Source organism: Aeromonas bestiarum (genome assembly GCF_028751155.1).
GTDB classification, from domain to species: domain Bacteria; phylum Pseudomonadota; class Gammaproteobacteria; order Enterobacterales; family Aeromonadaceae; genus Aeromonas; species Aeromonas bestiarum.
Genome location: NZ_CP064746.1, coordinates 2674607 through 2689788 on the forward strand (window position 1 = coordinate 2674607; position 15182 = coordinate 2689788).

Annotated in this window: 11 protein-coding genes; 4 read left to right on the forward strand and 7 right to left on the reverse strand. The window is 62.0% G+C overall.

The window, feature by feature from the left end; all coding sequences use genetic code 11:
• Positions 1–49 precede the first annotated feature (49 nt).
• Positions 50–964 (forward strand): DMT family transporter, encoded by a 915-nt coding sequence (locus IU367_RS12420; protein WP_274452044.1) that lies wholly within the window; start codon positions 50–52, stop codon positions 962–964.
• 155 nt (positions 965–1119) lie between these two features.
• On the opposite strand, the gene IU367_RS12425 is transcribed toward IU367_RS12420, so the two are convergent.
• Positions 1120–1851 (reverse strand): type 2 periplasmic-binding domain-containing protein, encoded by a 732-nt coding sequence (locus IU367_RS12425; protein WP_274452045.1) that lies wholly within the window; start codon positions 1849–1851, stop codon positions 1120–1122.
• A gap of 435 nt (positions 1852–2286) precedes the next feature.
• Between IU367_RS12425 and xseA the strand changes: the two genes are divergently transcribed.
• On the forward strand, positions 2287–3645 hold the full coding sequence (xseA, locus tag IU367_RS12430) for an exodeoxyribonuclease VII large subunit (protein ID WP_274452046.1): 1359 nt from the start codon (positions 2287–2289) through the stop codon (positions 3643–3645).
• Positions 3646–3710: 65 nt separating this feature from the next.
• Here the strand turns inward: xseA and hutW are convergent, their stop codons facing one another.
• Positions 3711–5078 (reverse strand): heme anaerobic degradation radical SAM methyltransferase ChuW/HutW, encoded by a 1368-nt coding sequence (gene hutW / locus IU367_RS12435; protein WP_274452047.1) that lies wholly within the window; start codon positions 5076–5078, stop codon positions 3711–3713.
• A 264-nt stretch (positions 5079–5342) separates the two neighbouring features.
• Between hutW and IU367_RS12440 the strand changes: the two genes are divergently transcribed.
• Positions 5343–6938, forward strand: a complete 1596-nt coding sequence (locus tag IU367_RS12440; protein ID WP_274452048.1) for a methyl-accepting chemotaxis protein — start codon at positions 5343–5345, stop codon at positions 6936–6938.
• Between the two features lie 87 nt (positions 6939–7025).
• Here IU367_RS12440 and aroG read toward each other — a convergent pair whose 3' ends face one another.
• From aroG to IU367_RS12465, 5 genes are all read right to left on the reverse strand, one after another.
• Positions 7026–8081, reverse strand: coding sequence for a 3-deoxy-7-phosphoheptulonate synthase AroG (aroG, locus tag IU367_RS12445; protein ID WP_274452049.1), 1056 nt, complete (start codon positions 8079–8081; stop codon positions 7026–7028).
• Positions 8082–8283: 202 nt separating this feature from the next.
• Positions 8284–9567: a 3-phosphoshikimate 1-carboxyvinyltransferase gene (gene aroA, locus IU367_RS12450; protein WP_172955359.1), complete on the reverse strand. Its 1284-nt coding sequence runs from the start codon at positions 9565–9567 to the stop codon at positions 8284–8286.
• A gap of 171 nt (positions 9568–9738) precedes the next feature.
• Positions 9739–10827 carry a 3-phosphoserine/phosphohydroxythreonine transaminase gene (serC, locus tag IU367_RS12455; RefSeq protein WP_274452050.1) on the reverse strand — a complete coding sequence of 363 codons (1089 nt, stop codon included), beginning with the start codon at positions 10825–10827 and terminating at the stop codon, positions 9739–9741.
• Positions 10828–11051: 224 nt separating this feature from the next.
• Positions 11052–11981, reverse strand: coding sequence for an electron transfer flavoprotein subunit alpha/FixB family protein (locus IU367_RS12460; RefSeq protein ID WP_043137068.1), 930 nt, complete (start codon positions 11979–11981; stop codon positions 11052–11054).
• 94 nt (positions 11982–12075) lie between these two features.
• On the reverse strand, positions 12076–12828 hold the full coding sequence (locus IU367_RS12465) for an electron transfer flavoprotein subunit beta/FixA family protein (protein WP_274452051.1): 753 nt from the start codon (positions 12826–12828) through the stop codon (positions 12076–12078).
• 126 nt (positions 12829–12954) lie between these two features.
• Here IU367_RS12465 and IU367_RS12470 point away from each other — a divergent pair, with 126 nt between their 5' ends.
• On the forward strand, positions 12955–14604 hold the full coding sequence (locus tag IU367_RS12470; protein WP_274452052.1) for an electron transfer flavoprotein-ubiquinone oxidoreductase: 1650 nt from the start codon (positions 12955–12957) through the stop codon (positions 14602–14604).
• Positions 14605–15182: the final 578 nt, after the last annotated feature.

Genomic DNA, 15182 nt, shown 5'->3' on the forward strand with positions numbered 1-15182 from the left:
GTCTGACCCACATCAGGTTGGCCCGCGGCCATCATTTCAAGGAAGCAAGATGAGAACATCGGATTATGTGAGACTGCTGCTCCTGGCCGCGATCTGGGGCGCCAGTTTTCTGTTCATGCGCATTGCCGCGCCGGCCTTTGGTTCGGTCAACACCGCCTTCCTGCGGGTCTTCTTCGGCCTGGTGGGGCTTGGCGTCATACTGCTACTGCTGCGCTCCCCCATGCTCTTCCAGGGCAAGCTCAAATCCGCCATGCTGCTCGGTATCATCAACTCAGGCATCCCGTTTCTGATGTACGCCATCGCCGCACTCTGGTTGCCGGCAGGTTACTCGGCCATCCTGAACGCGACGACGCCGCTGATGGGGGCCCTGATCGGCTTCTCCTGCTTCAACGAGCAACTGAGCGGGCGCAAATGGCTGGGGGTCATGCTGGGCATAGTCGGCATCACCCTCATCACCACCACCAGCGAGGTGAATGTGAGCGGCAACCTGATCACGGGAGTGCTGGCCTGCCTGATCGCCACCGCCTGCTACAGCTGCGCCGGGTTTCTGACCCGGCGCTGGATCTCGGAGCGCGGCGGCCTCGATGCCAAACTGGTGGCCTTCGGCAGCCAGCTGGGGGCATGCGTGTTCCTGCTGCCCTTCTTCGGCTACTCGGTGACGGCGGGGCCTGCGGTGGACTGGGCCATCCCTGAGGTGTGGGCCAGCGTGCTGGCGGTCGGTCTCATCTGTACCGCCCTCGCCTACCTCATCTACTTCAGATTGATCGCAGATATCGGACCGCTGCGCTCATTGACGGTCACCTTTCTCATTCCTCCCTTTGGCATCTTGTGGGGTTACCTGGTGCTCGGGGAGACCATCACTGAGGGCTTTGTGGTCGGTGGCGCCATCGTCTGTCTCGCAGTCTGGCTGGTGGTCAGCCCGACCAGAGCCGCAGCCGGCCTGGCACGGATGAAGGACTCTTGAGCGGCCCGGGTGGGCCGCAACATGCCTGCCCACAGCGCGACTCCATAGCAAATGCCAGCAATCTTCCGTTGTGACACGGCACCGGGGAAACAAACGTCATTCTGTGCCATGGGACTGGCATCGACACAAGATGCCGGCGTCGTTTCTTGACCGTTTTATTTGAAATTGCAATCCAGGGTGGAGTCTTCATCGACCCGACTCTGAATGCCATATTTCTTCCATATATCGTCAAGCAACCCCAGCCGAGCCAAGCTTGCCAGGTGCTCTTGAAAAACCATGATGGAAATATCGGATGTAGCGGCGAATATGGCTCGTAAATGATAATTTTGTGCCGGATGAATGGATATGATCAGTTTGCTCCGTAATTCAGGATCCTGCTTCAGCATGTCTTGCAGACGATAAAAACCCAGCCGGATAAAATCCCCCCGATCTTTCAACAGGGCATTGACTATCTGGCTATCATCTCTCAACAGCAAACTGGTCTTTTTCTCAAAATAATGAAAACCTCTTACCCCTATCATTGTCAGTTTATTTAACTCATTGAAAAAATTTTGATCCCGACCCGCTTTATAACGTGCGACATAGCATTCCGAGTAATCCAGCAGAGGGGTTGATATAATCACTTTATTGACATCCCATCCCCAGCTGACATCCTGAAACAGGAGCATGTCAAATCGTCCCATATACATTTCTGCATATACACGATAAGGGCTGGTAACAACGGGGCGATAGTGATAATCGGACTGGACAGCATTGAGTGCATCAATAATATCGAAGGTCACCCCATGCCACTCATTGTCACTGGTTTTTTCAACAAATGGACTGAATGGGTAGACTGCAACATCAATATCGGTTGCCCCCCCATGACAAAGAAGAGACAAGAACAAGCAATAGCGCTTCCCGGTGAAAGATACTCATGGTAATGCCTCCTGAATGAGGGGGCAGGTGCAGGCAAGCGTGTTTTATTTACGCTCACCTGAACCATCCCAACATATTCAATATCAGCGATGAGAAAACCGTTGATTTGGGTTGCTGCAGCACTGTCGATGCGGCCTGTCTCTGCTTGCTTGGCGCTTGGTCGCAACCGCCTTGCCACACACCCCTTGTCCATGCTGACATCAGCTGTTCCCAGCTCGCTCTGGCAGTCGGTCGAATGTTCAAGACACGATTGATGATAGTTGTTTACCCAATGGGTGCTCACCCCCCTGCGGCCGCCACCAGATCAAGCCGGGCCACGCCAGGGCTCGGCTCTTGCGCCGAACTGCGCTAAGATGGCGCCATTGTTTTCTCCCCTTGCCCGGGGCACAGCAGCAGGATCCCCCTTGAATCGCCTCAACCCATCCAGCCAGCAACAACAGGTCTTTACCGTCACCCGCCTCAATAGCGCAGTGCGCATGATCCTGGAGCAGGATCTCGGCCTGGTGTGGCTGACCGGGGAGCTCTCCAACCTGGCGATGCCAAGCTCGGGCCACTGGTACTTTTCGCTAAAAGATCTCGGTGCCCAGGTGCGCTGCGCCATGTTCAAGGGCAACAACCGGCGGGTGGCGTTTCGCCCGCAGGATGGCATGCAGGTGCTGGTGCAGGCGCGGGTCTCCCTCTACGAGCCGCGTGGCGACTATCAGCTCATCATCGAATCCATGCAGCCCGCCGGCGATGGCGTGCTGGCCCTGCGCTTCGAAGAGCTCAAGCGCCGCCTCGGCGCAGAAGGGCTGTTTGACGAGGGCCGCAAGCGCCCCCTGCCCCGTGAACCGCGCGCCGTGGGGCTGGTCACCTCAGCCACCGGCGCCGCCCTGCACGACATGCTGACCGTGCTCAAACGCCGCGCCCCGGATCTCCCCGTCTTCATCTACCCGACCCAGGTGCAGGGCAGCGCCGCCATCGGCCAGATAGTGGCGGCCATTGCCCTGGCCAACCGCCGCGCCGAGGTGGACGTGCTGATCGTAGGTCGCGGCGGCGGCTCGCTGGAAGACCTTTGGTGCTTCAACGAGGAGGCGGTGGCGCGCGCCATTGCCAACTCCAGCATCCCCGTCATCAGCGCTGTGGGCCACGAGGTGGACGTGACCATCAGCGACTTTGCCGCCGACTTGCGTGCCCCGACCCCGTCGGCCGCCGCCGAACTGGTGGCGCCGGACAACCAGGCCCGCATCCAGCGCCTCGCCCATCTGTGGCAACGGCTGGCACAGGGCATAGGCCGCCACCAAACCGCCGCCCGCCACGGCTTCGCGTTGCTGCAAAAACGGCTCGACCATCAGGATCCCAAACGGCGGCTGGAGCAGCAGTCCCAGCGCCTCGACGAACTCTCCGCCCGCCTGCAACAGCTGATGAATCAAAAGTTGCATCAGGGGGAGCGGCGCCTCGCCAACCTGGAGCTGCGCCTGCAAGGCAAGAGCCCGGAGCGGTTGCTGGCCGCTGGCAAGCGCCGCCATCAGCTGGCCGAAGAGCGGCTCTATGCGCTGATCGCCAAACGCCAGGATCTGGCCAGCCACCGCCTCGCCATGCTCACTGCCCGCCTCGACGGTGTGAGCCCGCTCGCCACCCTGGGTCGCGGTTACTCCATCACCCGCACCCAGAGCGGTGAGGTGATCAACCGCGCCGCCCAGGTGAACGCCGGGCAAACCCTGATCACCACGCTCGCCGAGGGGCATCTGCAGGTGCGGGTGGAAGAGGTGCACAACCGATAACTGAACACGGGGGTGCTTTTCAGCGCCCCCGTTTCATCCCCCTCCCTTTCGTTGACGCCTGTCCGTCACACCAGCGAGTGGCGCACCATGTCGGCCGGAGCCGGCGCCGCCTCAGATCCCGCCAGCGGATTGAGTTGCAAGTACTCAAACATTCCTGCCTGCAGATTGACGTTCCAGAAACGCCCCGCCAGGGTCAGTTCAAGCCGCGCCTCGCTCAGCGTCGCCAGCCCATGCCGCTGCCAGGCCTCAAACAGCGGCAACAGGTGGGCCCGCAGCGGCGCCGGCAGACGCGCCAGCGTCAACCAGCAGCTGTCGAGGGCGCCACGCAGCAGGCCGTCCATGAGGGCATTTGAGTTCTTCCCCATCACCATGCCGGGTGCCCGCACACCGCCTGCCAGCGCCTCGTGCCAGAGGGCCAGATCCCGGCCATACATGAGGCCATGGCCGTGCACGCTGCCTCCGGCCCCCGCCCCGAAGGGGAGGATCTCGGCGCCGCGCTTGGCCATCTGGTTGTAGCGGCTCTGCTCGGCATCGCCGCGCCGCCAGTGGCTGCAGGAGAGCCGCTGCCAGCCGCCCTGCTCCAGCGTCTGGGCGCCATAGGCATACATGGCGGCTCGCTGCTGACCATCGGCCGCCCAGCCCAGTTTGCCGCTCGCCTCGGCCCGTTCCAGATTGGTGCCCGCCATGGCGATCAGCTGATAGAGATCCACGCCGTGCACCCCGCTGGCCATCACGTCCGCGATATCCTGGCGCCACACGGCATCATCCTGTCCCGGCAGGCCGAAGATGAGATCCGCCACTATCACGGCGGCATCATCCCGGGTCAGATCGCTCAACCGGGCCAGCAGGGTCTGCCTGTCATCGAAGCGGGCCGCCTGCTGGCGTACTTGTGTATCAAAGCTCTGCACCCCGAACGAGAAGCGGTTGAAGCCCCCCGCCAGTGCTGTCTGCCACTTGGCATCATCAAAGCCATTGAGGCGCCCCTCCAGGGTCACCTCGGCATCTGCGGTCAGCGGAAAACCCTGGATAGCCCTGGCCAATCGCGCCAGATCCTCGACCGCCATGTCAGTCGGTGTGCCGCCCCCCACATAGACGGCCGAGCAGGGCTTGCTCTGTCCAAAGGGGGTATCCGCCGCCTGCTGCAGGCTGGCGCACAGGGCCGCCATGTAACGGCTCATGCGCGCCGGGTTGGCGCCATTTTCGAAGAAATTGCAGAAGCTGCAGCGCTTGCGGCAAAACGGGATATGGATGTAGAGCGCCCGCTCCCCGGCCTCGCTCTCTTGCTGCCACCAGGCTTGCCAGCCCCCATGGTCGAGGGTGAAGGGGCGAATGCCACCGCGACTGGCATGGGCCGAGGTTTTGGCGCCGAAGGCAAATTTGAGGGGATCCGGCGTGTCGAGTCCGGTCATGGTCGGGGTCAGTTGTAATGTCATCACTGGCTGGGTTACCACATGGAAATAATGCAAATGATAACCACTATCAATTAATGCCGAGCTTGTGCTGGATCAAACCAGGCTCAGACAACCCAGCTTTGCTACCCATCCTTAACCTCCATCATGGATCCAGTTAACAGATAATTTACTCAAGATGGGGTAGGGTGTGCCGATAGAGAACCATCTCCCCCGCCCTGACGAGCGAGCGTGAGGAGAGTCGCCCGGCATTGACGCTCGCCCACTTGCGCATGGACCCTGCAAACGATGCAAAATCTGTCACTGAACTGGAAAATCTTCCTCCCCCTCACCCTGGTGATAGGCTGTACCTTCGCCCTCAGTTTCGAACTCTCCGCCTGGCTGCAACGGGATCTCGCCATCCGGCTGGCCGGTGAAAAGGTCGAGAGCGCCGCCAACACCTACATGGATCAGCTCAACGTCATGATGATGACGGGAGCCATCGCCAACCGGCAAATCGTGCAGACCAAGCTCAAGAGCGAGGCAGGGATCGTCGAGGCTCGCCTGATCCGCGCCCCCGCCGTGACCGACTTGTTCGGGCCGGGTCACCCGGATCAGCAGGCAGAGGACAACTGGGATCAGCGCGCCATAACGCAAGGGGAGACCATACTCGAGCAGCAGGGCAACCGACTCACCCTGGTCAAGCCCTTCAAGGCGTACAAGGAGTACCGTGGCACCCAGTGCACCACCTGCCATCAGGTGCCAGAAGGCACCGTCATGGGGGCGGTGCGGATCAGTTACGACCTCAGCCACACCTTCGGCGAAATTCGCCACAACAACCTGATCCTGAGCGGCAGCCTGGTGGCTGTGTTCGGGCTCGGGTTCGGCCTGCTTGGCTGGGTGCTGCAGCGCTACATCAAGCGACCGGTGCGCCACCTGCAACGGACCATGACCCGCATGGCCAAGGAGCGGGATCTCTCCCTCCCCCTGCTCAACCCGAGCCAGGATGAGCTGGGCCAGATGACCCGCGCCGTCAGCGACATGGTGCAGGGTTTTCGCCACAGCCTGCAGGAGGTGGAGCACGCGACTCGGCAGCTCTATCAGGAGTCGAACCAGATCCGGCAGGTCGCGACCCAGACCGAAGGCTCGGCCCGCCAGCAGGAGAGCATGACCACCCAGGTCGCCGCCGCCGTCAGCGAATTGGCCGCCAGCTCCCACGAGGTGCGCGAGCACGCCCGCCACAGCGCCGAGCTCTCCGCCCTCACCAACCAGGATGCGGCCGACACCAGTCGCCTCGCCCAGCACTCCATCACCGACATGGGCGAGATGTCGGCCGAGATTGAACGGGTCGATCGGGTGATCCAGCAGCTCGACAACCGCTGTCTGGCCGTTGATGGCGTGCTGGAGGTGATCAAGGGGATTGCGGATCAGACCAACCTGCTGGCCCTCAACGCCGCCATAGAGGCGGCCCGCGCCGGCGAGCAGGGTCGCGGGTTTGCGGTGGTGGCCGACGAGGTACGCGCCCTCTCCAACCGCAGCCGCGCCGCCAGCGAGGAGATCTCCCAGATGATCGCCGCCCTGCAAAAAGAGGCCCAGAGCGCCGTTGCGGTGATCGGGGATGCAAAATCCAAGGCGGACGAGAGCATCCACAAAACGGAGGCGACCCTGGCCGCCATGCAGAACATCATAGGTCGCATCGCCAGCATCAACGATCTCAACGCCCAGATGGCACAGTCCGCCGAGGAGCAGGACAGGGTCTGCAGCGAGGTGGACAGCTCGGTGAGCGACATTCGCAACACCTCCAACGACACCCTGGGCCAGGCACACGCCGCCAACCTCGCCAGTATCCAGCTGGTGGAGCAGTGCCAGAAGCTGGAGCAGTTGCTCAAGACCTACCGCTGGTAAGGCGCAGCGCCCCAACAAAAAAGCGCGACCCGAGGTCGCGCTTTTTATTGCCTTGCTGCTGCCGCAGGCAGCCGGGACAGATCAGGATCAGCCCGCGTTGCGAGTGGCCACCGCATCGGCCAGATTGCGCAGCAGCACTTCGGTATCGGCCCAGCCGATGCAGGCATCCGTGATGCTCTGACCGACGGTGAGCTCGCAGCCGTCCACCAGATCCTGGCGCCCTTCCACCAGGTGGCTCTCCACCATGACACCGAACACAGCCCGGCTGCCGGCGCGCAGCTGACCGGCCACATCCTCGGCCACCAGCATCTGGTTCTTGAACTGCTTGCTGCTGTTGGCGTGGCTGAAATCTATCATCACCTTCTGCGACAGACCGGCCTTGTCCAGCCCCTTCACCACCTCGTCAACGTGCGCGGCGCTGTAGTTCGGCTCGCGACCGCCGCGCAGTATGATGTGGCAATCCGGGTTGCCCCGGGTGGCGACGATGGCGGAGTGGCCATACTTGGTGACCGACAGGAAGTGGTGCGGCGCGCTGGCGGCACCGATGGCATCGATGGCCACCTTGATGGTGCCATCCGTGCCGTTCTTGAAGCCCACTGGGCAGGAGAGACCGGAGGCCAGCTCGCGGTGTACCTGGGATTCGGTGGTACGGGCCCCGATGGCGCCCCAGCTCATCAGATCCGCCACGTATTGCGGGGTGATCATGTCGAGGAACTCGGAGGCGGTCGGCAGCCCCATGTCGTTGAGATCCAGCAGCAGCTTGCGACCGATGCGCAGGCCGTCGTTGATCTGGCAGCTGTTGTCGAGGTAGGGGTCGTTGATCAGCCCCTTCCAGCCGACCGTGGTACGCGGCTTCTCGAAGTAGACCCGCATCACGATTTCCAGCTGACCCTTGAGCTCATCACGCAAGGTCTTGAGGCGCTTGCCATATTCCAACGCGGCGGCGGGGTCGTGGATGGAGCAGGGACCGATCACCACCAGCAGGCGCTGATCTTCACCGGCCAGGATCTGATGAATGGCCTGGCGGGATTCGAAGACGGTATTTGATGCGGTCTCGGTGGCTGGAAACTTCTCAAGCACCGCAACCGGGGGTAATAACTCTTTGATTTCACTGATACGAACGTCGTCGGTTTGATGCTGCATGACAAGGCTTCCTGCTAGATGACTGCGATAAAGAAACTTCAATCTAGCCCGCACGGGCAGCGGTGTAAATAGAAAATTACATCTTCATGAAATGAATTTAGCAACGCAGTCTTGCAAGTTGCAATAATACTGCTAGCGAATTGTTGGCGGACTGAAAAACAAGGCCCGCACTGAGGCGGGCCTTGGAGCAATCGAAACTGGCTCAAACGGCCTGACTGACGCTTGCCAATTTGTCGAAGTAGTCCGGGAAGGTCTTGGAGGTACAACCCGGATCATTGATGGTGACGGCGGTATCCGACAGCGCCACCAGCGAGAAGCACATGGCGATGCGGTGATCGTTGTAGGTGTCGATGGCCGCATGCTTGAGCTGGGCCGGCGGCGTCACGGTAATGAAGTCGTGCCCCTCCTCCACCTCCACACCCAGCTTGCGCAGCTCGGTGGCCATGGCGTGCAGACGATCCGTCTCCTTCACCCGCCAGTTGTAGATGTTGCGGATGGAAGTAGGCCCCTCGGCAAACAGCGCCACAACCGCTATGGTCATGGCCGCATCGGGAATATGGTTCATGTCCATGTCGATGCCGTGCAGCGGGGCCTGCTCGGCCTCGATGAAGTCATCACCCCAGGTGATGCGCGCACCCATCTTCTCCAGCACGTCGGCGAAGTGGATGTCGCCCTGGATGCTGTGCTTGCCGATGCCGGTCACGCGCACCTTGCCCTTGATGGCCCCGGCCGCGAGGAAATAGGAGGCGCTGGAGGCATCCCCTTCCACCAGGAAGTCGCCCGGGCTGACATAGCTCTGGTTGCCCTTGATGTAGAACAGCTTGTAGTTGTCGTGCTCTATGACCACCCCGAACTGCTTCATGATGTGCAGCGTGATGTCGATGTAGGGCTTGGAGACCAGCTCCCCCTTGATGTGGATGCGGGTATCGCCCGCCGCCATGGGCGCCGCCATCAAAAACGCCGTCAAAAACTGGCTGGAGACGGAGCCGTCGACGTGCACATCACCGCCCCACAAGCCCTTGGCATCCACCACCAGCGGCGGGTAGCCGTCTTTTTTCAGATACTGGATATGGGCACCCGCTTCGCGCAGGGCATCCACCAGATGGCCGATGGGACGCTCTTCCATGCGTGGTTCGCCGCCCAGGGTATATTCGCCCGAGCCCAGACACAGCGCGGCGCACAGCGGGCGCATGGCGGTACCGGCATTGCCGAGGAACAGATTGACCGGCTCCTTCACCGCGAAGCTGCGGCCCAGACCGTGCACTGTGCACTCTGTCTTGTCGGCGGAGAGCTTGTACTTGACCCCGAGCTGGGTCAGTGCCGCCAGCATGTGACGTATGTCATCGCTGTCGAGCAGGTTGGTGAGCCGGGTGGTGCCACGGGCCAGGGCTGCCAGCAGCAGAGCCCGGTTGGACACGCTCTTGGAGCCGGGCAGATTGACCTCACCGGCCACACGAGAAATAGGTTCCAAACGCAACGAATTCATAAACTTCCTGTACTGTCTCAAATAATTCACCTGACCGGACGTTAGCAGCCCGCGCCTTGCTCGGCAAGACCGCGCGTGGCACAAAAGCGGGCCAGACTCGCGGCCGATCAGGATCCACTGAAAAAACAGACGCCGGGGAGTCCCCGGCGTTTGCAATTGGGGAAAAACGCCTCAGCCGTGACGCTTGGCAAAGCCATCCATAAAGCTCACCAGGGCCTTGACCCCTTCCAGCGGCATGGCGTTGTAGAGGCTGGCACGCATGCCACCGACGATGCGGTGCCCCTTGAGCGCCAGCAGACCGGCGGCTTCCGACTCGGCCAGGAAGAGCGCGTCCAGCTCGGCATTTTTCAGCTGGAACGGGATATTCATGCGGGAGCGGCAGCTGGCATCCACCTTGTTGCCATAGAAGCTCGACTGGTCGAGGTAGCCGTAGAGGAAGTCGGCCTTCTCCTTGTTGCGCGCCTCCATGGCGGCGAGCCCGCCCTGTTCTTTGAGCCACTCGAACACCAGACCGGCCAGATACCAGGCGTAGGTGGGCGGGGTGTTGAACATGGAGTCGTTCTTGGCGGTGAGCTGGTAGTCAAAAATCGAGGGCACGTCGGCGCAGGCCTGGTTCAGCAGGTCGTCACGTACGATGGCGATGGCCAGGCCCGACGGGCCTATGTTCTTCTGGGCACCGGCGTAGATGATGCCGAAGCGACTCACGTCGATGGGGCGGGAGAGGATGGTGGAGGACAAATCCGCCACCAGGGGCACATCGCCGGTGGCCGGGATGTCGAACATCTCTATGCCGTCTATGGTTTCGTTCGGGCAGTAGTGCACAAAGGCCGCATCGGCGCGAAACGCCGGGGTCGGCAGCAGATGGGAGATCCCCTGGGCGTTCTTGGCAACCCCGGGGAAGGTCTGGATGTCACCGTACTTGTGGGCTTCATCCACGGCGCTCTGGGCCCAGACCCCGGTCAGCAGATAATCGGCCTTCTTGTTGGCGCCGCCGAGCAGGTTCATGGGCACGGCGGAGAACTGACCACGACCACCACCGTGCATGAAGAGCACCTTGTAGTTGTCCGGCACCGCCAGCAGTTCGCGCAGATCGGCTTCCGCCTTGGCGGCGACCGCCATGTAGGGCTTGCCGCGGTGGGAGAGCTCCATGACCGAGGCTCCCAGCCCCTGGAAGTTACAAAATTCGCGCTGGGCGCGCTCCATGACTTCAACCGGCAACATGGCGGGGCCGGCGCAGAAGTTGTAAATCTGTTTGCTCATGACGCTTTCCGTGAGTGGATGAGAGTAATCGATGACTTGTCTGGTTTTACACAAGAGCCGCCCCAGGATCAAAGGCTTTTTGGGAGCTGGCTCAACCTTTTGTCGCCCGGCCCGGCTCAGGCCATGATGAAAAAAGCCCTGAACGGGTCAGGGCTTGCAGGGAACATGCATGGAAATGGGGGACAGGCCGCATCAATGACAGGCAAGGCCCCTTTTCAACAAATTCACAGCTTGGCGGTGAGCTCGGGCAGCAGGGTGAAGAGATCCCCCACCAGACCATAGTCGGCTACCTGAAAGATGGGGGCCTCGCCATCCTTGTTGATGGCGACGATCACCTTCGACTCCTTCATGCCCGCCAGATGCTGAATGGCACCCGAGATGCCGACAGCTATGTAGAGCTCGGGGGCGACCACCTTGCCGGTCTGGCCTACCTGCAGATCGTTGGCCACATAACCCGCATCCACCGCCGCCCGCGATGCCCCGACCGCGCCGCCCAGCTTGTCGGCCAGCGCCTCGATCAGGGCAAACTGCGCCTTGGAGCCGAGCGCCCGGCCGCCGGAGACCACCACCCGCGCAGCCGCGAGCTCGGGTCTGGCGGATCGCACGGCGCGCCGCTCGACCAGCCGGGTGCGGCAGGCCACATCGGCCACCGGCAGCCGCTCGACAGCCGCCTGCCCAGCCCCGAATTCGGCCTTGGCAAAGGCGGTCGGCCTGATGGTGAGCACCTTGATGGGGGCACTGCTCGCCATCCGGGCAACGGCATTGCCCGCGTAGATGGGCCGCAGGAAGGTATCACCGCTCTCTATGCCGGTCACCTCGGAGAGCATCTCGACCCCGAGCCTGGCCGCGACCCGCGGCAGCAGATCCTTGCCCTGGGTGCTGGCCGCCATCAGGCAGTGCTGATAGTCGCGTGCTATGTGGGCGAGCAGGGGATCGACGCCGTCGTTCAGCCCTTCCGCCAGCATGGGATGCTCGGCCAGCAGCACCCTGTCCACCCCTTGCAGGCTGGCGGCCTGTTCGCCCGCCTCGGTCAGCCCCTGGCCCAGCAGCAGGAGATGGACCTCGCCGCCAAGCTGACCCGCCGCCGTGACCAGCTGGGCCACGTTGTCGGCAAGCCTGCCCTGATGATGTTCAGCAATAACCAGTACGCTCATGACAACACCCTATCGTTAGCAACGCTTTTCATCGTGCAAGCCCTCATCCCAGCCTGGGGCAGGCACCCAATATGTTTCACCATCATAGGTGCGCTCATGGCAGTACCTTGGCTTCGTGCCTGAGTTTCTCCAGCAGCTCGTCCACCGAGCCGACCCTGACGCCGGCACGGCGCACGGCTGGCGCCATCACCCCAAGCAGCCGGGTATGGCCGGCGGGTTCGACGCCTAGGGTCGCGAAAGGAGCACTCTCGAGCGGCTTGCGCTTGGCCTTCATGATGTTGGGGAGCGAGGCAAAGCGGGGTTCGTTCAGGCGCAGATCCACGGTCACCACGGCAGGTAGCGGCATGCCGAGGGTCTCCAGGCCGCCGTCGATCTCACGGGTCACTTGCAACTCGCCGTCCACCAGCTTGATGGCGGAGGCGAAAGTGGCGAGCGGCCAGTCGGTGAGGGCTGAGAGCATCTGGCCCGCCTGGTTGTTGTCAGAATCGATGGACTGCTTGCCGAGCAGCACCAGATCGGGCTGCTCCTGCTCGCACACCTGTTGCAGGGCGCGCGCCACGGTAAGCGGAGTGAGCGTCTCATCGGTCACATAATGGCGGGCCCGATCCGCCCCCAGCGCCAGGGCATGGCGCAACTGCTCGACCGCCGCCTCAGGCCCGAAGGTCACCACCACCAGCTCGGTCGCGATGCCGGCTTCACGCAGCCTCACCCCCTCCTCCACCGCAATTTCACAAAACGGGTTGATCCCCATCTTCACATTGGCGAGCTCCACGTCGGAGCCATCGCTCTTGACCCGGATCTTGACGTTGTAATCCAGTACCCGCTTGATCGCGACCAGCAGCTTCATGACGCGCATCCCTCGCTTCGGTTGAGTGAATCCATTGACGAGCCCTCGCATTTTTTTGCTTACAATTGCTTTACGTTTACGTAAACTACCAGCACTACCCTAGGCCAAGTCAAGCGCAGAGGCAAGATGGAACGCGAAGCAATGGAATTTGATGTCGTCATCGTCGGTGGCGGCCCGGCAGGGCTCAGTGCCGCCATCGCCCTGAAGCAGCACAATGCCGATCTCTCGGTCTGTCTGCTGGAGAAGGGAGCGGAAATCGGCGCCCATCTGCTCTCCGGCGCCCTGTTCGACCCCATAGCCCTCAAGGAGCTGTTGCCGGACCGCTGGCAGCAGGCGCCCCTTGGCATTCCCGTCAACGATGATCGGGTTCATCTGTTGCAAAACGACAGCCGCGCCCTGCAACTGCCCCACTGGGCCGTGCCGCCGCGCATGCACAACGATGGCAGTCATATCCTCAGCCTGGGCAACCTCTGCCGCTGGCTCGGTCAGCAGGCCGAGCAGTTGGGAGTCGAAATATACCCGGGTTTTACCGCAAGCGAGCTCATCATGGAAGCGGGGCGGGTGCGGGGTGTGATCACCGGCGATCTCGGGCTGGACAGAGCCGGCAATCCCAAGGCGGATCACGTGCCCGGCATGGCGCTCTATGGCCGCTACACCCTGTTTGCCGAAGGGGCCCGCGGCCATCTGGGCAAGCAGTTGATCGCCGAGTTCAATCTGGAAAACAGCGCCCAGCCGCAACATTATGCCATCGGCTTCAAGGAGCTGTGGCAGGTGCCAGCGGATCAGGCCAAGCCGGGCCGGGTGCTCCATGGCAGCGGCTGGCCGCTGGTCGAACGCCGAGCCAGCAAGATCCAGGGTGGCTTCTACCTCTATCATATGGAGGGCAATCAGGTAGCGGTCGGGCTCATCGTCGATCTCAACTACAGCAACCCCTGGCTCAGCCCGTTCGACGAGTTCCAGCGCCTCAAGCACCATCCCCTCATCGCGCAGACCCTGCAGGGAGGCGAGCGCATCAGCTACGGCGCCCGCGCCATCACCAAGGGCGGCTGGCACTCCCTGCCGCGCATGCACTTTCCCGGTGGTCTGCTGATCGGCTGCGATGCCGGCACCCTCGACTTTTCCCGCATCAAGGGCATTCACACCGCCATGAAGTCGGGCATGCTGGCGGCGAAAACCGTCGCCATGACGCTGCGCGGTGGCGATGAGGGTGGCCGGGATCTGGCCGAGTACAGCGATGCGTTGCAACAGAGCTGGCTGGGGCAGGAGCTGAAGACCGCCCGCAACTTCGGCGCCGCCCTGCATCGCTGGGGCCCCTGGCTTGGCGGCGCCTTCAACTGGCTGGAGCAGCGGGGTTCCTCCTTACCCCTGATGGGCTCTTTTACCCTGCTGGACCGGGAGCCGGACTACCGTCAGCTGCGCATGGCCAGCCGCTGCGATCCCATCGATTATCCCAAGCCGGACGGCAGGCTCAGCTTCGACAAGCTCTCCTCTGTCTATCTCGCCAACACCAGTCACGATGAGGATCAGCCCTGCCACCTCAAGTTGCAGGACGCGAGTATCCCGGTGGCGGTCAACCTGCCCACCTGGGCCGAGCCCGCCCAGCGCTACTGTCCGGCCGGGGTGTTCGAGATAGTGGAAAGCGAGAACCAGCCGCGCTTGCAGATCAACGCGGCCAACTGCATTCACTGCAAGACCTGCGACATCAAGGATCCCAGCCAGAACATCATCTGGACACCGCCGCAGGGAGGTTCGGGCCCCAACTATCCCAATATGTGATGGAAGGTCTGCAGCGCTACGGCGACAGCAAGGATGCGCAGCCCCAGAACATCGTCTGGACACCACCGCAGGGAGGTTCGGGCCCCAACTACCCCAATATGTGATGGGACTGCCCATGCAGATCAGCGGCGACAGCAAGGATGCGCAGCCCCAGAACATCATCTGGACACCACCGCAGGGTGGCTCTGGTCCCAACTATCCCAATATGTGATGGAAGGCCCGCAGAACTACGGTGATAGCAAGGATGCGCAGCCCCAGAACATCGTCTGGACACCGCCACAGGGAGGTTCGGGCCCCAACTATCCCAATATGTGACGGGAGGCCCGCAGCGTTACGGAAACAGCAAAGATGAGCAGTCCCAGCACATCGTCTGAACGCCACCGCGAGGGCTCAGGATCCCGCAATCCCGGCAGGTAAACCCGAGTCATCTTTCGCACAGAGGTGAACAAGGAGGTCGAACAAGCATTGCCACTTTCGAGGCTGGATCCGCTGATCCGACCTCGCTGTTTTTTTGAGCGAACAGGCTGAACCTCGGATGAATAGGCCCTGACAAGCGCGCCCCGCCCCTGTATAGTTCG